Source organism: Streptomyces kanasensis (assembly GCF_043077165.1).
Lineage (GTDB): Bacteria > Actinomycetota > Actinomycetes > Streptomycetales > Streptomycetaceae > Streptomyces > Streptomyces changanensis.
Genome location: NZ_JBIBSF010000012.1, coordinates 69,981 through 88,136, shown reverse-complemented (window position 1 = coordinate 88,136; position 18,156 = coordinate 69,981). Strand labels below are relative to the sequence as shown.

Below are 18,156 nucleotides of genomic sequence, written 5' to 3'. Positions count from 1 at the left end.
GTCCTATCGGAGGTCGGGGTCAGTTGCCGACGCGGCGGCGTACGTCCTGGAACGCGGTGTAGTTGGCGATCAGCTCGATGCGCCCGGGCGGGGCCAGCTGCACCGCCTCGTCGAGCGTCTCGCACACCCGGAAGTCCAGGCCCGCGACCTCCAGCCGGACGGCGAGGTCCAGCCTGCGGTCGCCGATCACGAAGATCGGGTGGCCGGCGAGCCGCGTGTAGTCGACGTCCCACAGCCACGACGTGTCCGTACCGTCCGCGCCGCGCGCGTTGACCGAGAGCACCACCGGCGTCGGCGGCCGGTCGATGAGGGAGAACGTCTCCAGCCAGCCGGCGGGGTTCTTCGCCAGGAGCAGCCGCACGTCACGGCCCTCGAAGGACACGACGTCGTACCGGCCGGCGACCGCCTGCACCTGGTACATGCGCTCCAGCGCGACCTGGGGCGGCACGCCGAACACGGCGGCCACCGCGGCGGAGCTGGCGGCGTTGGCCTTGTTGGCGCGGCCCGGCAGCTGCAGGTGGATCGGCCAGGCCGAACCGTGCGGGTCGAGGACGTGGTCGCCGCTGAGCGCCCACGTCGGGGCCGGGCGGCGGAAGCCGCACTCGCCGCAGAACCAGTCGTCGCCGGGGCGCTGCATCACACCGCCACAGGCGGGGCACGACCAGGCGTCGTCCTTCCACTCCTGGCCGGCCGCCACCCACACCACGTTCGGGGAGGAGGAGGCGGCCCAGACGACGAGCGGGTCGTCGGCGTTGGCGACGACCACGGCCTTCGTGCCGGCCAGGCCCTCGCGCCACTTCTCCGCGAGCATGCGGGTCTCCGCGGCGCGGTCCAGCTGGTCGCGCGAGAGGTTCAGCAGCGCGATCACCTTCGGCGTGGTGTCACGGGCGACTCCGGCGAGGTACTTCTCGTCCACCTCGATGACGCCGTACTTCGCGTCCGATCCGCCGGCCAGGGCGGAGGTGATGCCCGCGGGCATGTTCGCGCCGAGGGCGTTGGAGACGACCGGGCCGCTGGCGCGCAGCGCCTCGGCGATGAGTCGCGTGGTGGTGGTCTTGCCGTTGGTCGCCGACACCAGGATGACGTCCAGGTGCTGCGCGAGCCGGCCCAGAAGGTCGGGGTCGAGCTTGAGCGCCACCCGGCCGCCGATCACCGATCCGCTGCCGCGTCCCGCCGCGCGAGACACCGCCGCCGCGGCCTTGCCCGCCGTCACGGCCAGCTTGGCGCGCGGCGACAGCGGCTCCGAGTTGCCTGCCATCGTCCTTGTTCCTCCTAGCGTGGGTCCGCCTCAGCCTATCGAGATCCGGTCGTGGTCCCGAACCCCGCCACCTGCCGAGGAGCTGGTGGCGGACCGGAACGTACCCTGACGCCATGCGAAACCGGCCGATCCCCGGCAGTTCCGGCGCCGTGCGGGCGATGAGCCTGCTCGGCTCGCCCGTGCTGCACGCCCCCTGTGAGACCGTCACCGACTTCGGTCCCTCCCTCGCCCGTCTGGTGGAGGACCTGTTCGCCACGATGTACGCGGCCGAAGGTGTCGGTCTGGCGGCGAACCAGGTGGGGGTCGCCCAGCGGGTCTTCGTCTACGACTGCCCGGACGACGAGGACGTCCGTCACCTCGGCCACGTCGTCAACCCCCGCCTGGTGGAGGCGGACGGGGTCACGGTGCGCGGTCCCGAGGGCTGCCTGTCGCTGCCCGGGCTGGAGGCCGGGACCGAGCGGTTCGACCGGGCCGTCGTCGAGGGCGTCGACGTGCGCGGCGAGCCGGTGCGGGTCGAGGGCACGGGGTTCTTCGCCCGCTGCCTCCAACACGAGTGCGACCACCTGGACGGGCTGGTCTACCCCGACCGCCTCGGCGGCTGGCGCCGCGCCCGGGTGCTGCGGGCGGCCCGCCGGGCCCCCTGGGGCGGCGCCCGCTGACCCCGCCGGTGTGGGGTGGCGCGGCTGACCCCCGGTGTGGGGTGGTGCCCGGCTGACCCCGCCGGTGTGGGCGGGTGGCCCGGCTGGCCCTCCCGGCGTGCGGCGGCGTCGGCTGACCCTGCCTGCCCGGCTTGCCCTCCCGGCATGGGGCCGCGCCCGCTGACCCCGCCGGGCTGCTCAGAAGCGCGGGACGCCGATGCGGTCCTCGGCCTCGGCGAGCCGGCCCCACAACAGGTCGGCCAGGGCCGACACCAGCGCGGCGCGGCCGCAGGGGCGTTCGCCCAGCCACCAGTCGCCGGCCGCGTACATCATGCCGACGATGCCGTGGCCCCACACCCGGGCCACGGCCTCGCCGCCCTCGCCCAGGTCTATGCGCTCGGCGATGACGTCGGCGAGCTCCTCGCCCATCCGGCGCAGCACCGGCGCCGAGTGGCGGCCGACGTCGAAGCCCTGCTCCTGCTGTTGGGCGGCGTCCTCGGAGGGGTGCATCAGGAAGCGGTACACCTGCGGGCGGGCCTCGATCGCGGCGAGGTACGTGTCGAGGGTCGCCTCGACGCGCTGCCGGCGCCCGGCGGGGGCGTCCAGCGCGGCGCGCAGCGCGGCGAGCAGGGCGTCGGTGTGGCGCTTGGCGAGTGCGCGGTACAGCCCGCCCTTGTCGCCGAAGTGGCGGTAGAGGATCGGTTTGGTGATGCCGGCCTCGGCGGCGATGGCGTTCATGGACGCCTGCGGTCCGTCGCGCAGGACCACCCGGTCGGCCGCCTCCAGCAGTTCGCGCCGCCGCTGTTCGGCCGACCGCTGCTGCTCGGTCCGGTGTGTGGTCTCCATAGCGTCTCTCCCCGCCCGTCGCTGTTCCTGAGGCCAGCGCAACGTAACACCGACCCGGTGCCCGCTGCCGGTTGACAGCCTCTACTTACCGGTAACAGACTGCGGTTACCGCTAGTAACAATGTACGCCGCAGGAGGACGCATGGCCGGGTTCACGCTCGAGCTCAACGACGACCAGAAGCAGGTCCGTGACTGGCTGCACGGATTCGCCGAGGACGTGATCCGCCCGGCCGCCGCCGAGTGGGACGAGCGCGAGGAGACCCCCTGGCCGATCATCCAGGAGGCCGCCAAGGTCGGCATCTACTCCCTCGACTTCTACGCGCAGCAGTACTTCGACCCGACCGGCCTCGGCATCCCGGTGGCGATGGAGGAGCTGTTCTGGGGCGACGCCGGCATCGCCCTGTCCATCGTCGGCACCGGCCTCGCCGCCGTCGGCGTCCTCGCCAACGGCACCGAGGAGCAGATCGGCACCTGGATCCCGCAGATGTACGGCACTCCCGACGACGTCAAGGTCGCCGCGTTCTGCTCCTCCGAGCCCGACGCCGGCTCCGACGTCGCCGCCATGCGCACCCGCGCCGTGTACGACGCGGCCAAGGACGAGTGGGTCCTCAACGGCACCAAGACCTGGGCCACCAACGGAGGCATCGCCGGCGTCCACGTCGTCGTGGCCGTCGTCGACCCGGAGCTCGGCTCCCGGGGCCACGCCTCCTTCATCGTCCCGCCCGGCACCCCCGGCCTCGCACAGGGGCAGAAGTTCAAGAAGCACGGCATCCGCGCCTCGCACACGGCCGAGGTCGTCCTGGACGACGTCCGCGTCCCCGGGTCCTGCCTCCTGGGCGGCAAGGAGAAGCTGGACGAGCGCCTCGCCCGCGCCCGGGAGAAGGCCCGCAAGGGCGGGACGAGCTCCCCCGCCGGAGGAGGGGGGAGCGTGAAGAACGCCGCCATGGCCACCTTCGAGGCGTCCCGCCCGGCCGTCGGCGCGATGGCCGTGGGCACCGCCCGCGCCGCGTACGAGGTCGCCCTCGACTACGCCACCACCCGCCACCAGTTCGGCCGGCCCGTCATCGACAACCAGGGCGTCGCCTTCCAGCTCGCCGACATGCGCACCCGCATCGACGCCGCCCGCCTCCTCGTGTGGCGCGCCTCCTGGATGGCCACCAGCGGCAAGCCCTTCACGGCCGCCGAGGGCTCCATGTCGAAGCTGTACGCGAGCGAGGTGGCCAAGGAGGTCACGGCCCAGGCCGTCCAGATCCTCGGCGGCAACGGCTACACCCGCGAGTACCCGGTCGAGCGCATGCACCGGGACGCCGCGATCTACACCATCTTCGAGGGCACGAGCGAGATCCAGCGCCTGGTCATCGCCCGCACCCTCTCCGGCGTGCCGATCCGCTGACGCGTCACAGCAGGAGGACGCGCAGAGGACCGTCTCGAAAAGTCGGCCCCCTTCCCGTTGCGGAAGGGGGCCGACTTCGCTCGGACGGTCTGCTCGGAACATCTCTGGGAGATCATCCGGAGATCGTCTGCCTACACGGTGACGCCGCTTCCGCCGCTGGTCCTCCGTCGGCACCAGCGGGGGACAGGGGCCGAACTCCCCTCGGTCCGGCGCGACCCGCCGGAACTCCTCCCACAACTCCTGCACGCAGGAGTCCGGACCCGCCCGCCGGAACAGCGCCCCCGCGGGCGGGACACGTGCGAGTGACAGATCACCCGAACAGCCCACATGTCCCGCGCTGCTGACGTACGTTCGCCACCCCCCCCCACACCACCGCTACCACCGCTCACAGGGGACACCGTGAACCAGCCGCCGCCCGGCCAGCAGCCCAACCCGCCCCAGAATCCCGCAGGGGGCACGCCCCCGCCCCCGCCGAAGAAGTCCAGCACCGGCAAGGTCGTCGGCCTGGGTTGCCTTGGCGTCGTCGTCCTGTTCGTCGTCATCGGCGCCATCGGCTCAGCCCTCACCGGCACCAGCGACACAGGCGACACGAGCAACAAGCCCGCCCCGGCGACCAGCAGCCCGGCATCCGACCCGGCCGAGAAGCGGCCGGCCGAGGAGCCGCCGGCCGAAAAGCCCAAGGCGCAATCGCAGACGGAGCAGTTCAAGTCGTTCGTGGAGAAGAACGGCACCGCCGCCGAGAAGAAGGCCGTCAAGCACGTGACCCGTGTCCAGGGCGCCGACAAACAGAACAACATCCTGGACACCGCCGAGATCCACACCGACTACACCGGCGGACTCCTCGGCCCGCACGGCGGCAACGGAAAGCTCCTGGCGAGCGCGTTCGCCGAGTGGAAGAGCTCCGAGAACGGTCTTGTCACCGTGTACGACTCGGCAGGCGAGATCCTCGCCAACGGCAACTTCTGACGGCCGACCTCAGCGGAACCGGATGCCCCGCCACCGAGCGGGGCATCGCCATTCCACGCCGGCCACTCGCGCATCCCCGGGGTGCCACGCACACCCGCGTCTTCGAGGGCACGAGCGAGATCCAGTGCCTGGTCATCGCCCGCACCCTCTCCGGCGTGCCGATCCGCTGACGCGTCACTTCACCGAACCGGCCATCACCCCCCGCACGAAGTGGCGCTGGAACACCAGGAACACGACCACCGGGACGACCAGGGAGAGGAACGCGCCCGGCGCCAGGACGTCGACGTTGCTGCCGAACTGCCGTACCTGCGACTGGAGTTCCACGGTCAGTGGCTGGGACGACGAGTCGGCGAACAGCAGCGCCACGAGCATGTCGTTCCACACCCACAGGAACTGGAAGACGGCGAGGCTGGCGATGGCCGGGCGGCCCACCGGCAGTACCAGGTGCGTGAAGATCCGCCACTCGCCCCCGCCGTCCATCCGGGCCGCCTCCAGCATCTCGCGCGGCATCTCCGCGAAGTAGTTGCGGAGCAGGAAGACGGCGAAGGGCAGCCCGTAGGCGACGTGGAAGAGGACGACGCCCGGGATGGTGCCGAACAGGCCCAGCTGGCCGAAGAGCTTGGCCACCGGGAGCAGGCCCACCTGGACCGGCACCACCAGCAGGGCCACCACCAGCAGGAACAACCAGTCCCGGCCCGGGAACTCCAGCCAGGCGAAGGCGTACCCGGCGAGCGCCGCGATGACGACGACCAGGACGGTCGTCGGTACGGAGATCAGCACGGTGTTCCAGAACGCCTGCGTCATGCCCGCGTTCTCCAGCAGGGACGCGTAGTTGGCGAAGGAGAGCGACCCCGGGTCGGCCAGCGCCGTCCACCAGCCGCTCGACGCGCTGTCCTGCGCCGAGCGGAGTGACGACAGCAGCAGACCGGCCACCGGAGTGATCCAGACCAGCCCCACCACCAGCAGGAACGCCTGGACGAGGCCGTTGCCGAGCCACCGCCGCAGCCGGCGGCGGGGACGGTGGCGTGGGGGGCGGGGTGCCGGCGGGGCGGGCGCCGCCGCCGGCGGCGTCACGGGGGCGGTCGCGGTCGCGGTCATGACTGGCTCCTGCGGAAGCGGCGGACGTTGAAGACCATCGCGGGGACCACCAGCAGCAGGAGCAGGACGCCCAGCGCGCTGCCGAGCCCCTGGTCGTTGCCGCCGCCGAACGACACCAGCCACATCTGGGTGGCCAGGACCGTCGCGTCCTGCTGCACCGGGCCCGGCGCGATGATGTAGATCAGGTCGAAGACCTTCATCACGTTGATGACCAGCGTGACGAAGACGACCGTCAGCACCGGCGCCAGCAGCGGCACCGTGATCCGGCGGAACACCTGCCACTCGCTCGCCCCGTCCATCCGCGCCGCTTCCAGGGCGTCGCGAGGCAGCGCCGTGAGGCCCGCGCCGATGAGGACCATGGCGAAGCCGGTCCAGATCCACAGGTACGCGCCGATGATCGCCGGGGTGACCAGGGCCGGGCCCAGCCACGACACGCCGGAGAACGGCGCGGCGAAGTTCTCCGCCGGCAGACGGACCGTGTACGTGCCGCCCGCGTCCAGGCCGTCGAAGCGGAACGCCCCGTCCGCCGCCGTGGTGGCGGTGGCGACCGCGTCGCCGTCGCGCACCGCCTCCACGGTCAGGCCGGGCAGGCCGCGCTCGGCCGCGTCGACCCGTCCCGGGCGCCCCCCGCCGCCCGGGGTGAAGTCGAGGTAGACGACGCCGCGCAGCTCGCCGGGGCCCGGCCGGGCCGAGGCCGCCCCGGTGGCGGGGCGCGCCCCGTCGGGGACGTCCGCCGGTCTGACGCCGACCAGCCCGAGCGGGAGCGCCGTACCGCCGGGCGCCAGTGGCCCGGCCGTCTCGTACGCCCCGTCCGCGGTCCGGCGCAGCCCCTCGGCGTCCCGGGCGCGCGCACCGGGGTACGAGGACCCTTCGGCGAACACGTCGTGCACGCCGACCACCGCCGCGTTGAGCACGCCCTTGTCGGGGTCCTCCTCGTACGCGAGCCGGAAGATGATGCCCGCGGCGAGGAACGACACCGCCATGGGGAGGAAGAGCAGCAGCTTGAACGCGGACGCCCAGCGGATCCTCTCGACGAGCACCGCGAGGACCAGCCCGAGGCCGGTCAGCAGCGTGGGCGCGACGACCACCCAGATCGTGCTGTTGCGGACGGCCTGGAGCGTGGCCGGGTCGCGGAACATCGCCGTGTAGTTGTCGGCACCGACGAAGCGGGTCCCGGACGCGTCGAAGAAGCTGCGGCCGACGGAGAAGAGGACGGGGTACACCACCAGCGCGCCGAGCAGCAGCAGCGCGGGCAGGACGAAGGCGACGGCGACGGTGCGCCGGCGCCGTCCGGCGCGGCGCCGCGGGTCCGCGGGTCCGCGCCGGACGGGTGTGGTGACGTCGGTCATGTGGCCGGCCGCCTCAGCCCTGGTTCGCGGTGCGGTACGCCTTGGCCGCGGCCGCCTCCAGCCGCGCGGCGGTGGCCGCGGGGTCGGACGGGTCGCGCAGGAAGTCCTGGAGGATCTTCCACTCGCCGGCGCCCTTCGTCCCGCCGAACGCCGCAGGCGCCTGGTCCGACATGTCGAACCGGACGGAGTCCCCGGCCTCCACGAGGGACTTGGCGGTCGCCCGCAGCGTGGCGTCGCCGTACGCGCCGAGGTCGAGGCCCTTGTTCGGGGAGATGAAACCGCCCTCGGCCGCCCAGACCGCGGCCGCCTGCGGCGTCGCGAGGAACTCCAGGAACGCCATCGCGGCCTCCTGGTTCCTGCCGTCCTTCAGGACGACTGCCGCGTCACCGCCGCTGACGACCGGCGCGGCTCCGGTGCCGACCGGCGGGAACGGGAAGAACGTGGCGTCCTCGCCGATCTTCCGGCCGAACTCGGTCGCGGCGATCCCGGCCACGAAGTCGCCCTCGTAGACCATCCCGGCCCCCGGCTTCGGGCCGAAGACCTTCTCGACCGAGCCGGGGAAGTCGGTGGCGAGGGCGCCCTTGCGGCCGCCGGCCAGCAGCCGGTCGTCGGAGAAGAGCGCGGAGAGCGTCGTGAGCGCCCGGACCACGCTGGGGTCGGTCCACGGGATCTCGTGCCGGGCGAGCCGGTCGTACTTCTCCGGCCCCGCCTGCGACAGGTAGACGTTCTCGAACCAGTCGGTCAGCGTCCAGCCGTCCTCGCCGGCCACCGAGAAGGCCGGCAGGCCCGAGTCGGCGACCGTGCGGCCGGCGGCGAGCATCTCCTCGTACGTCCGGGGCGGCTTGACCCCCGCCTGGTCGAGGGCCTCCGGGCTGTACCAGACGGTCGACTTGTTGGACGCCTTGAAGTACAGGCCGTACAGGGTGCCGTCGACGGAGCCGTACTCCTTCCACACCGGGGCGTACCCGGCGTCGACCGACGTGCCGACCTTCTCGGAGAGCGGCCTGAGCCACTTGCGGGCGGCGAACTGCTGCAGGACCCCGACCTGCGGGACCATCACCACGTCCGGGGCGTTGCCGCCCTCGATCTTGCTGCCGACGACGGTGGAGACGTTGTCGCCGGTCGACACGAACCGGGTCTGGGCGCCGGTCTTCTCGGTGAAGGCGTCCAGCACCTTCTGGAAGTTCTTCTGCTCGGCGCCCGACCAGACGCCGGCGACGGTCAGGGTCTTCCCGGCGAGGTCCTTCCCGCCGCCGCCCGCCGCGGTCACCGGGTCGCCGCCACAGGCGGTGGTGCCCAGGGCCAGGGCGAGGGTGAGGGCCGAGCAGCAGGCGGTGGTGAAGCGTCGTCTCATCATGTCCGTACCTTTCGAAGGGGGTTCGGGTTCGGGAGGGCGGTGGGACGTCAGGGGGTGGGGCAGGGGGTGCCGCCGGAGATCCACCAGGCGGCGGTGGAACCGGGCAGCGTGCCGGGCGGGCACGGCCCGCTCGACAGGAGCGGGAGCCCGGCGGCGGGGGCGGGCACCGGAGCGGTGCCGAAGTTCACGGCGCACACCAGGCCCTCGCCGCGTTCGAAGGCGAGGACGCCCGGCGGCGCCTCCAGCCAGCGCAGCGGCCCCTCGCCCAGCTGGGGCAGGCCGCGCCGCAGCTGGAGGCCCTCGCGGTACAGGTGCCAGAACGAGCGGGTGTCGGCGAGAGCGCGGTCCGTGGCGTGCTCGGCGAACCAGCCGGGCTGCGGCAGCCACGGGCGCGCCTCGGCCCCGCCGCTGAACCCGAACGGCGAGGCGTGCCCCGACCACGGCAGCGGCACGCGGCAGCCGTCGCGTATCCGGGCGCGGCTGCCGGTCCTGCGGAAGATCGGGTCGGTGAGCACCTCGTCCGGCAGGTCCACGACCTCCGGGAGGCCCAGCTCCTCGCCCTGGTAGATGTACGCGGCGCCGGGCAGGGCCAGCATCAGCAGGGCGGCGGCGCGGGCGCGGGCGGCGCCGAGCCCGCTGCCCTCGGTGCCGGACTCCCCGTACCGGGTGACGGTGCGGACCTGGTCGTGGTTGTTCAGCACCCAGGTGACGCTGGAGCCCGTGCCGGCGATGTCGCGCAGCGCCTCGTCGATGACGCCGCGGAAGGCGGCGGCGTCCCAGGGCGCGCCCAGCAGGTCGAAGAAGAACGCCTGGTGCAGCTCGTCGGGGCGGACGTACAGGGCGTGCTCGCGGGCCGTCGGCACCGAGACCTCGCCGACGAGCAGTCGCTCGCGACCGTCGCGGGCGGTGTACCCCTCGCACACCGCCCGCCACCTGCGCCACACGTCGTGCACCTCGGGGCGGTTCCAGGCGAGCGGGTTCACGGAGTCGCGGGTGCGGGCGTCGGCCTCGGGGTCGGGGGAGTCCGGCAGGTCCGGGTGCTTGAACAGGCCCGCCGCCACGTCGATGCGGAAGCCGTCCACGCCGCGGTCCAGCCAGAACCGCAGCACCTCCTCGAAGTACGCGCCGACCGCCGGCTCGCGCCAGTTCAGGTCGGGCTGCTCGGGGGTGAACATGTGCAGGTACCACTGGCCGGGCGTGCCGTCCGGTTCGGTCACCCGGCTCCACGCGGGCCCGCCGAACATCGCGTGCCAGTTGTTCGGCGGCTCGCAGCCGCCGGGCCCGCGGCCGTCGGCGAAGTGGAAGCGGGCGCGGGCCGCGGAGCCGGGCGCGGAGGCGAGCGCCTCGCGGAACCAGGGGTGCTCGCTGGAGCAGTGGTTCGGGACGACGTCCAGCAGCACCTTGATCCCCAGCCGATGGGCGTCGGCCACCAGCTGCCCGAACTCGGCGAGGTCGCCGTAGACCGGGTCGACGTCGCGGTAGTCGGCGACGTCGTAGCCGTGGTCGTGCTGCGGCGAGGGGTAGAAGGGGCTCAGCCAGACGCCGTCCACGCCGAGCTTCTTCAGGTACGGCAGACCGGTGCGGACGCCGGCGAGGTCGCCGATGCCGTCGCCGGTGCTGTCGAGGAAGCTGCGGACGTACACCTGGTAGATCACTGCGTCGCGCCACCAGGGGTGCGTGAGGCGGTGCGAGAGGCCGTCGCCGGCCGGGGCTGTGAGCATCACCCGTTGACCTGTTCTGCGTGAAGGGTGCGCGCCGCTCAGAGGAGCAGCGGTTATGCATGCATGTTAGGTAGCGCGGTTCACCTCGTGTCAACGACGAAGTCATAAACACCGGCCGGTTACCGGTATTTGTGGTGTTTTGACCCCGGCCGGACATGAAGAATAGGCGCTGCAGAGCAGCGCCTATTGCCTAACAGGTAACTAGAAGGAAGGGAGAGCGCGGGTGGTGGGAGGGCGCGCGGTCAGCCGCGGCGGGCGACCGCGTCCAGCTCCGCCGCGAGGCGCCGCACCGCGGCCCCGGGCGTCATGCGCTGCGCCAGCGCGTCGTGCAGCACGGCCTGCACGGCCAGGCTCACCTGCTGGTAGCGGGGGCTCTCCGGCCGCGGCCGGGCCGCCAGCACGCTCTCCCGCAGGGCCGGCAGGTACGGGAACCGCTCCACCAGCGCCGCGTCCCGGTACAGCGCGGCCCGCACGGGCGGCAGGGCGCCCTCCGTCAGGACCCTGCGCTGTACGGCGTCGCTCGTCAGGTACGCGATCAGGTCCGCGGCCGTCTCCGCGTGCCGCGCCCGCTGCGACACGGCGAGGTTCGACCCGCCCAGCACGCTCGTCCCCGGTCCGTCCCGACCCGGCAGCGGCACCGCGCCGAAGCGGCCCGCGACCTTCGACCCGGGACCCGAGGCGCCCGCCCAGGCGTACGGCCAGTTCCGCAGGAACAGCAGCCCGCCGTCCTGGAAGGCCCGCCGGGACTCCTCCTCCGTGTACGTGAGCGCCTCACGGGGGATCCACCCCTCCCGCACGCCCCCGGCCAGGAACGCCACCCCCGCGCGCGCCGCCGGCGAGTCCACGGCCACCCGCCCGCCCTCGCCGTCGAGGACGGCGCCCCCCGCCGAGTACACCGCCTCCGTGGCGTTGACCGTGAGGCCCTCGTACGGCAGGAACTGGCCCGCGTACCCCTCCAGGCCGTGGCGCGGCGCGAGCGTGCGCGCCTGCCGCGCCAGCTCCGCCCAGGTGCGCGGCGGCCGCTCGCCCTCCGCCCGGAGCACGTCCGCGCGGTAGAACAGCATCCCGGCGTTGGTCACGTACGGCACGGCGTACAGCCGCCCCTCGTACGTCGCGGTGTCCACCACCGGTGGCAGGAACGCCTGCAGGGGGAACCGCCGGCGCTCCAGCGGGGCGATCCAGCCGGCCGCCGCGAACTCCGACGTCCACGCCACGTCGATGTTGAGCACGTCGAACCGGCCGCCGTCACCCGACCGCAGATCGGTGATCATCTGCGCGCGCGTCTCGTCCGCCGAGTCGGGCAGTTCCACGAGCGTCACCCGCTCCGCGGGCCGCCGCCGGTTCCAGTCCTCCAGCAGCGGGCCGAGGTAGCCGGTGAGGTCGCCCGCCGTGGCCAGCGTCACCGGGCCGCGTCCGCCCTCCCGCCGCCCCTCGCCGGGCACGCCGGACGCCACCGCCGCCACCAGCAGCAAGGCCGCGACCAGGAGGCCCCTACCCGCGGCACGCGTCCACCGCATAGGTTCCTCCCTGTGGCACCGGCACCGGACGTCCTCGTCAGGTCAGGGGCATGTATACCTGTTAGGCATTGCGCGATACTAGGGCGCACAGCACATCGAGCCCGTATCGCGACCGAAGGAGAGCCCCCGCGTGCGCATGCAGCTGCTCGCTCTCCTCGCCGGCGGGCCGGCGCACGGGTACGAGCTCAAGCAGGACCTTGAGCAGCTGCTGGGCGCCGCGTACCCTCAGCCCAACGTCGGCCAGGTCTACGTCACCCTCGGCCGGCTGGAGAAGAGCGGGCTCATCGAGGGCGAGGAGGTCGCCCAGTCGAGCCGGCCCAACAAGAAGATCTACCGCCTCACCGCCGCGGGCCGCGAGGCACTGCACGCCTGGTTCGAGGAGACCGCGGACGAACCCCGGGTGCGGGACGAGTTCTTCATGAAGCTCGCCCTCGCCCCCCGCACCGGCCTCGCCGACCAGATCACCCTCATCAACCGACAGCGACGCGAGTACCTCAGGACCATGCGCACCCTCTCCAAGCTGGCCGCCACCGAGAACCGGGACAACCGCACGGCCCACCTGCTCATCGAGGGCGCCATGCTCCACCTCCAGGCCGACCTCGACTGGCTGGAGCGCTGCCAGGAGGAGCTGGAAGGGACGGAGGGACGATGAGCGACACCCCCGCCCCCACGCCCGCGCCCGCCGCGCCCCCGCCCCTCCTGGAGGCCCGCGGACTGGTCAGGACCCACCACGGCGAGGGCGGCCCCGTCCACGCCGTCCGCGGCGTCGACCTGACCGTGCGGCGCGGCGAGTTCGTCGCCGTCACCGGCCCCTCCGGCGCCGGCAAGTCCACCCTGCTGCACATGCTCGGCGGGCTCCAGCGCCCCGACGCCGGCACCATCCGCCTCGACGGCGAGTCCACCGACGGCTACACCGAGGCCCGCTGGGCCGTGGAGCGCCGCCGCAGCATCGGCTTCGTCTTCCAGTTCTTCAACCTCGTCTCCAACCTCGCCGTCGCCGACAACGTCGAGCTCCCCGCCCTGCTCGCCGGGGCCTCCGCGCGCCACGCCCGCGCCGAACGGGAACGGCTCCTCGACGAGCTCGGCCTCGCCGCCAAGGCCCGCAGCATGCCCGGCGAGCTCTCCGGCGGCGAGCAGCAGCGCGTCGCCCTCGCCCGCGCCCTGGTCAACCAGCCGCGCCTGCTCCTCGCCGACGAGCCGGCCGGCAGCCTCGACAGCAAGGGGACGCGCGAGGTGATGCGCCTCCTCGCCCGCTTCCACCAGCGCGGCCAGACCATCGTCCTCGTCACCCACGACGCCCGGCTCGCCAGCGCGGCCGACCGCGTGATCAGCTTCTTCGACGGCCGCGTCACCGACGACGTCACCTTCGCCGACGAGGCCGCCGCCGGCCCCGCCCGCGTCGTCGAGCTGAGGGACTGACCGCCGTGCGGGCCATGCTGCGCTGGGCACACGCCGACCTGCGGACCCACCGCGGCGAAGCGCTCTTCCTCGTCTCGGCCACCGCCGGGATCGTCGCCTCGCTGCTCGTCGCGGCGGCCCTCTTCGGCTACGCCACCAACCCCTGGCAGCGGGTCTTCGCCCAGTCCCACGGCGCCCACGTCTGGCTCCACACCGGCCGTACCACCGACCTCGCCCGCACCACCGACCCGGCGCGCACCGCCGATCCCGCCCGCCTCGCCGCGCTCGACGGTGTCGCCGCCGTCGCCGGCCCCTACGACACCGTCGCCACCACCGTCGCCTCCCGCGGCGCCCGCGCCGCCGTCGAACTGCGCGCCGCCCCCGCCCGGCCCCCCGCCACCGGCCGCCCCCTGATCACCGCCGGCCGCTGGCTCGACCCGGCGACCCCCGACGGCGTCGTCCTGGAGAGCGGTCTCGCCGCCGCCCTCGTCGCCGGACCCGGCGACACCCTCACCCTGCCCGGCGCCGCCGCCCGCGCCCTCACCGTCGTCGGCGTCGCCGACACCGCGGAACCCCGCTACCGCCCCGGCGAGCGCGCCGGCACGGTCTGGGCGACCGCCGACACCGTACGCGCCGCCCCCGGCCGGCCCGGCCGCGTCACCGGGCTGCGCCTCACCGACGGCGACGACGCCGAGTACGTCGTCCAGCGCGCCGTCACCGCTCTCGGCGCCGACGCCGTCACCGACGTCACCCACTGGCAGCAGGCCCGCGCCGAGGCGCAGGGCGACACCCGGCTCCTCGGCCGGGTCCTCGGACTCTTCGGGCTCGGCGCGCTCGCCGCCGCGGCGCTCGCCGTGTTCGGCGCGATCAGCACCCGCGTACGCGGCCACCTCCGCGACATATCCGTCCTCAAGGCCATCGGCTTCACCCCCGGCCAGGTCGTCCGCGTCTTCCTCGCCCAGCACCTCGCCTACGCCGTCCTCGGCGCGGCCCTCGCCACCACGGCCGTCCAAGCGCTCGGCAGCCGGCTCCCCGGGCGGCCCGGCGACGCCGTCGGCGTCTGGCAGGGCCTGCCCGGACACACCGCCGCGCTGCTCGGCGTCCCGGCCGCCGTCGTCGCCCTCATCGGCGCCGCCACCGGCCTCGCCGCCTGGCGCGCCGGACGCGTGCCCCCCGTACCCGCCGGATCCGCGGCCGCCGCCCCGGCCGGACGCGGCCTGTCCCGGCCCGCGCTCCGCGCGCTCGCCCTGCCCGGCGTGCCGGCCCCGCTCGTCCTCGGCTGGCACCGCGCCTTCGGCCGCGGCCGCCAGGCCCCGGCGACCGTCGCCCGGCTCGCCCTGCCCCTGCTGCTGATCACCGTCGTCCTCGGCGCGTGGACCACCATCGAACGCTTCGACACCCGGCCCGAGCAGCTCGGCCTGCCCGCCGCGCTCACCGCCCGCCCCGCCGACGGCCTCGGCGACCGCGAGGCCCGCGCCCTCCTGCAGCGCAGCCCCGACGTGCTCGACGCCCACCGCGGACTGGAGGTCGCCGCGCTCGTCCCCGGCCAGACCGGCACGATCGCCCTGCGCGGCCTCGGCACCCGGCAGGACCCCTACCCGTACACCGTCGCCGAGGGCCGGCCGGCCGCCGGACCGGACGAGGCGGTGGCCGGGCAGGGCCTCCTCGACCTGCTCGGCGTCGGGGTCGGCGACTGGGTGCGGCTCACCGTCGGCGGCCGGCCGCAGGTGCTGCACATCGTCGGCCGCAGCATCGAACCCGGCAACGGCGGCCGTACCGTCTCCACGTCCCTCGACACCCTCCGCGAGAACGACCCGGCCCTCGAACCCGCCGTCTACCACCTGCGGCTGCGCCCCGACGCCGACCCGGGCACGGTCCGCTCCGAACTCCTCCGGGAGGCGCGGGGCCGCCTGGACATCCACGAGGTCTCCGGTCCCGCCGACCGGCTGGCCGCCCTGCGCGGCGTGGCGGCCGGACTCATCGCCGTGCTCGCCCTCATCGGCCTCACGGAGGTGTCCACCGCCATCGGCGGCGCCGTGCGCGACGGCGAGCGCGACCTGCTCGCCCTGAAGGCCATCGGCCTGTCGCCCCGGCAGGTCACCGCGGTGACGCTCACCGCCGTCGGCCTCACCACCCTCACCGCGGCCGCCGCGGGCACGGCCCTGGGCGTACCGCTCGCCCACTGGCTCATCGACCAGGAGGGCCGCACCAGCGGCGTCGGCGCGGGCATCGCCCACGGTCCGACACCGCTCCACCTCCTGGCGCTCATCGTGACCGCCGTCGCCGGCGCGGTCGCCCTCGCCGTCCTCCCCGCCGCCCGGGCCGCCCGCCGCCGCCTGGCGGACACCCTCAGCGCGCTCGCGTGACCCGCGTCACGGCGCTGTACTGAAGGAGGGAAACCCGGACGAGAGGGGGCGCCATGCACTCCTGTTCAGGGAACTCACCGCGCCGCAGGAGCCGGTCCGGCGCCGTCGCGGTCTCCCTCGCCGTCGCCGTGGGCCTCGCCGGGCCGGTGCCCACCGCGACCGCCGGCGAGCCGGACCGGGTGAGGCCGCGCGGACCGGTCGTGCTGCGCGTCATCGACGGTGACACCGTCGAAGTGCGGGGCGACGGCAGGGTCATCCCCGACGGCACCGTCGCCCGCGTCCGCCTGCTGGAGGTCGACGCCCCCGAACGGGGCGACTGCTTCAGCCGCGAGGCCACCGCCCGGACCGCCGAGCTCCTGCCCGTCGGCAGCAGGTTGCGCACGGAACGCGACGTCGAGCTCAAGGACCGCTACGGCCGGTACCTGCTCTACGTCTGGAACGACAGGGGCGTCTTCGTCAACGAGTCCCTCGTCCGCAGCGGTCACGCCACCAGCGTGCTGTTCGAGCCGAACGACAAGCACGGGAAGACGATGACCGAGGCCCAGGCCGCGGCCCGCCAGGCCGGTGCGGGCCTGTGGTCCGCGTGCCCGGCCCCCTGACGCCCGTCAGGCCCGCGGCAGCCGCGCCTCGATCGCCGCCACCAGCTCGGCCGCCTCCGGCTCCGTGCGCGGGCGGAAGCGGGTGACCTCGCCCCGCGGGGAGATCAGGAACTTCTCGAAGTTCCACTGGACGTCCCCGGCCTCGCCGTCCACGTCCGCGGTCTTCGTCAGCTCCGCGTACAGCGGGTGCCGGCCCGGGCCGTTGACGTCCGTCTTCTCCAGCATCGGGAACGTCACGCCGTAGGTCGCCGAGCAGAACGCGCCGATCTCCTCCGCCGTGCCCGGTTCCTGGCCGCCGAACTGGTTGCACGGCACGCCCAGCACCGTGAAGCCCCGGGCGCCGTACGTCTTCTGGAGCCGCTCCAGACCCTCGTACTGCGGGGTCAGCCCGCACTTCGAGGCGACGTTGACCACCAGGACCACCTTGCCCTCGTACTCGGCCAGGGTCGTCGCCTCACCGGACAGGCCGTGCAGCGGGATGTCGTACAGGGACATGCGGGACTCCTCCTCCAAGGGCACTGCCAACAGGGTCGATCAAAACACGCCCCGCCTGGTAGACAGGCGGGTGTGGACCAGGAACAGCCTCCGCTGGAGACCGAGACCGTCGCCCCCGGCCCACGGCCGGTGCGGTGCCGGCTGTGCGGGCGGCCGCTGACCGGCGCCGCCTCCCGGCGCACCGGACTCGGGCCCGCCTGCGATGCCAAGCTGCGTCCGGCGGGCCCCGACATCAGGACGCGGCGCCACGAGGTCGATCAGGAGGCGCTGCCGGGGCTGTGACGCTCAGAGGCGCCGGAACAGGCCCTCCTGGACCACCGACACCAGCAGACGGCCCCCGCGGTCGTAGATGCGGCCGCGCGCCAGGCCCCGCCCACCCGTCGCGATCGGCGACTCCTGGTCGTACAGGAACCACTCGTCGGTGCGGAACGGGCGGTGGAACCACATCGCGTGGTCCAGCGACGCCATGTCGAAGCCCCGCGGGCCCCACAGCGGCTCGATGGGGATGCGGACCGCGTCCAGCAGGGTCATGTCGGAGGCGTACGTCAGCGCGCACGTGTGGATCAGCGGCTCGTCGCCGAGCGGGCCCACCGCGCGCATCCACACCGCGCTGCGCGGGTCGGCCTCCTCGACCTCCTCCGCCGTCCAGCGCAGCCGGTCGACGTAGCGGATGTCGAACGGCTGGCGGCGCGCCATCCGTTCCAGCGACTCCGGCAGAGCGCCCAGGTGCTCGCGGATCTCGTCCGTGACCGAAGGCAGCTCCTCCGGCGGCGGGAAGTCCAGCCGCGGCGGCAGCTGGTGTTCGAAGCCCGCCTCCTCCGGCTGGTGGAAGGAGGCCGTCAGATTGAAGATCGTCTTGCCCTGCTGGATCGCGGTGACCCGGCGGGTCGTGAACGACCTGCCGTCCCGGACCCGCTCGACCTGGTACACGATCGGCACACCGGGGATGCCCGGCCGCAGGAAGTACGCGTGCAGCGAGTGGACCGGCCGGCCGCCGTCCGTCGTCCGGCCGGCGGCGACCAGGGCCTGCCCGGCGACCTGCCCGCCGAAGACCCGTTGCAGGGACTCCTGCGGGCTGGCGCCGCGGAAGATGTCGACCTCGATCTGCTCCAGGTCGAGCAGGTCGACGAGTCTCTCGGCGGGGTTCGTCATCCGT

At 73.9% G+C, this 18,156-nt stretch carries 17 protein-coding genes; 8 read left to right on the top strand and 9 right to left on the bottom strand.

The window, feature by feature from the left end:
* Positions 1-19: 19 nt before the first annotated feature.
* The gene (locus ACF053_RS26565) at positions 20-1,258 is read right to left on the bottom strand and encodes a Mur ligase family protein (RefSeq protein WP_058944125.1); all 1,239 of its coding nucleotides are present in this window, start codon (positions 1,256-1,258) and stop codon (positions 20-22) included.
* Positions 1,259-1,371: 113 nt separating this feature from the next.
* Here ACF053_RS26565 and def point away from each other — a divergent pair, with 113 nt between their 5' ends.
* A complete protein-coding gene (def, locus tag ACF053_RS26560; RefSeq protein ID WP_391956304.1) occupies positions 1,372-1,917 on the top strand; it encodes a peptide deformylase in 546 nt (181 codons plus the stop codon).
* A gap of 177 nt (positions 1,918-2,094) precedes the next feature.
* On the opposite strand, the gene ACF053_RS26555 is transcribed toward def, so the two are convergent.
* Entirely contained in the window at positions 2,095-2,742 is a 648-nt protein-coding gene (locus tag ACF053_RS26555; RefSeq protein ID WP_058944127.1) for a TetR family transcriptional regulator, read from the bottom strand.
* A gap of 141 nt (positions 2,743-2,883) precedes the next feature.
* Between ACF053_RS26555 and ACF053_RS26550 the strand changes: the two genes are divergently transcribed.
* Positions 2,884-4,134, top strand: coding sequence for an acyl-CoA dehydrogenase family protein (locus tag ACF053_RS26550; protein ID WP_391956303.1), 1,251 nt, complete (start codon positions 2,884-2,886; stop codon positions 4,132-4,134).
* A gap of 399 nt (positions 4,135-4,533) precedes the next feature.
* On the top strand, positions 4,534-5,100 hold the full coding sequence (locus ACF053_RS26545; protein ID WP_391956302.1) for a hypothetical protein: 567 nt from the start codon (positions 4,534-4,536) through the stop codon (positions 5,098-5,100).
* 174 nt (positions 5,101-5,274) lie between these two features.
* Here the strand turns inward: ACF053_RS26545 and ACF053_RS26540 are convergent, their stop codons facing one another.
* The 5 genes from ACF053_RS26540 to ACF053_RS26520 form a co-directional block, all read right to left on the bottom strand.
* Entirely contained in the window at positions 5,275-6,198 is a 924-nt protein-coding gene (locus ACF053_RS26540) for a carbohydrate ABC transporter permease (RefSeq protein ID WP_391956301.1), read from the bottom strand.
* Entirely contained in the window at positions 6,195-7,547 is a 1,353-nt protein-coding gene (locus tag ACF053_RS26535; RefSeq protein ID WP_391956300.1) for a carbohydrate ABC transporter permease, read from the bottom strand. The genes ACF053_RS26540 and ACF053_RS26535 overlap by 4 nt, the downstream gene beginning before the upstream one ends.
* A 13-nt stretch (positions 7,548-7,560) precedes the next feature.
* Complete coding sequence (locus ACF053_RS26530) at positions 7,561-8,904, bottom strand: ABC transporter substrate-binding protein (RefSeq protein ID WP_391956299.1); 1,344 nt, start codon at positions 8,902-8,904, stop codon at positions 7,561-7,563.
* Between the two features lie 47 nt (positions 8,905-8,951).
* A complete protein-coding gene (locus tag ACF053_RS26525; RefSeq protein WP_391956298.1) occupies positions 8,952-10,625 on the bottom strand; it encodes a glycoside hydrolase family 13 protein in 1,674 nt (557 codons plus the stop codon).
* Between the two features lie 242 nt (positions 10,626-10,867).
* A complete protein-coding gene (locus tag ACF053_RS26520; RefSeq protein ID WP_391956297.1) occupies positions 10,868-12,142 on the bottom strand; it encodes an ABC transporter substrate-binding protein in 1,275 nt (424 codons plus the stop codon).
* 130 nt (positions 12,143-12,272) lie between these two features.
* On the opposite strand from ACF053_RS26520, the gene ACF053_RS26515 reads away from it, so the two are divergent.
* Genes ACF053_RS26515 through ACF053_RS26500 form a run of 4 tightly spaced genes read left to right on the top strand, consistent with a single transcriptional unit; the run spans position 12,273 to position 16,505 of the window.
* The gene (locus tag ACF053_RS26515; protein WP_391956296.1) at positions 12,273-12,794 is read left to right on the top strand and encodes a PadR family transcriptional regulator; all 522 of its coding nucleotides are present in this window, start codon (positions 12,273-12,275) and stop codon (positions 12,792-12,794) included.
* Positions 12,791-13,561, top strand: a complete 771-nt coding sequence (locus tag ACF053_RS26510; protein WP_391956295.1) for an ABC transporter ATP-binding protein — start codon at positions 12,791-12,793, stop codon at positions 13,559-13,561. Before ACF053_RS26515 ends, ACF053_RS26510 begins: the two co-directional genes overlap by 4 nt.
* Before the next feature lie 5 nt (positions 13,562-13,566).
* Complete coding sequence (locus ACF053_RS26505) at positions 13,567-15,906, top strand: FtsX-like permease family protein (protein ID WP_391956294.1); 2,340 nt, start codon at positions 13,567-13,569, stop codon at positions 15,904-15,906.
* 53 nt (positions 15,907-15,959) lie between these two features.
* The gene (locus ACF053_RS26500; RefSeq protein ID WP_391956293.1) at positions 15,960-16,505 is read left to right on the top strand and encodes a thermonuclease family protein; all 546 of its coding nucleotides are present in this window, start codon (positions 15,960-15,962) and stop codon (positions 16,503-16,505) included.
* A gap of 6 nt (positions 16,506-16,511) precedes the next feature.
* Here ACF053_RS26500 and ACF053_RS26495 read toward each other — a convergent pair whose 3' ends face one another.
* Positions 16,512-17,000 carry a glutathione peroxidase gene (locus ACF053_RS26495; RefSeq protein WP_391956292.1) on the bottom strand — a complete coding sequence of 163 codons (489 nt, stop codon included), beginning with the start codon at positions 16,998-17,000 and terminating at the stop codon, positions 16,512-16,514.
* A 72-nt stretch (positions 17,001-17,072) separates the two neighbouring features.
* Between ACF053_RS26495 and ACF053_RS26490 the strand changes: the two genes are divergently transcribed.
* Positions 17,073-17,282 carry a DUF6011 domain-containing protein gene (locus ACF053_RS26490; RefSeq protein ID WP_391956291.1) on the top strand — a complete coding sequence of 70 codons (210 nt, stop codon included), beginning with the start codon at positions 17,073-17,075 and terminating at the stop codon, positions 17,280-17,282.
* A gap of 3 nt (positions 17,283-17,285) precedes the next feature.
* Here the strand turns inward: ACF053_RS26490 and ACF053_RS26485 are convergent, their stop codons facing one another.
* Positions 17,286-18,152: an acyl-CoA thioesterase gene (locus ACF053_RS26485; RefSeq protein WP_391956290.1), complete on the bottom strand. Its 867-nt coding sequence runs from the start codon at positions 18,150-18,152 to the stop codon at positions 17,286-17,288.
* Positions 18,153-18,156: the final 4 nt, after the last annotated feature.

Bases quoted from the DNA above. Each gene is read 5' to 3' on its own strand.
- ACF053_RS26565 (WP_058944125.1), bottom strand. From the start codon at position 1,258: ATGGCAGGCAACTCGGAGCCGCTGTCGCCGCGCGCCAAGCTGGCCGTG.
- def (WP_391956304.1), top strand. From the start codon at position 1,372: ATGCGAAACCGGCCGATCCCCGGCAGTTCCGGCGCCGTGCGGGCGATG.
- ACF053_RS26555 (WP_058944127.1), bottom strand. From the start codon at position 2,742: ATGGAGACCACACACCGGACCGAGCAGCAGCGGTCGGCCGAACAGCGG.
- ACF053_RS26550 (WP_391956303.1), top strand. From the start codon at position 2,884: ATGGCCGGGTTCACGCTCGAGCTCAACGACGACCAGAAGCAGGTCCGT.
- ACF053_RS26540 (WP_391956301.1), bottom strand. From the start codon at position 6,198: ATGACCGCGACCGCGACCGCCCCCGTGACGCCGCCGGCGGCGGCGCCC.
- ACF053_RS26535 (WP_391956300.1), bottom strand. From the start codon at position 7,547: ATGACCGACGTCACCACACCCGTCCGGCGCGGACCCGCGGACCCGCGG.
- ACF053_RS26530 (WP_391956299.1), bottom strand. From the start codon at position 8,904: ATGATGAGACGACGCTTCACCACCGCCTGCTGCTCGGCCCTCACCCTC.
- ACF053_RS26525 (WP_391956298.1), bottom strand. From the start codon at position 10,625: ATGCTCACAGCCCCGGCCGGCGACGGCCTCTCGCACCGCCTCACGCAC.
- ACF053_RS26520 (WP_391956297.1), bottom strand. From the start codon at position 12,142: ATGCGGTGGACGCGTGCCGCGGGTAGGGGCCTCCTGGTCGCGGCCTTG.
- ACF053_RS26510 (WP_391956295.1), top strand. From the start codon at position 12,791: ATGAGCGACACCCCCGCCCCCACGCCCGCGCCCGCCGCGCCCCCGCCC.
- ACF053_RS26500 (WP_391956293.1), top strand. From the start codon at position 15,960: ATGCACTCCTGTTCAGGGAACTCACCGCGCCGCAGGAGCCGGTCCGGC.
- ACF053_RS26495 (WP_391956292.1), bottom strand. From the start codon at position 17,000: ATGTCCCTGTACGACATCCCGCTGCACGGCCTGTCCGGTGAGGCGACG.
- ACF053_RS26485 (WP_391956290.1), bottom strand. From the start codon at position 18,152: ATGACGAACCCCGCCGAGAGACTCGTCGACCTGCTCGACCTGGAGCAG.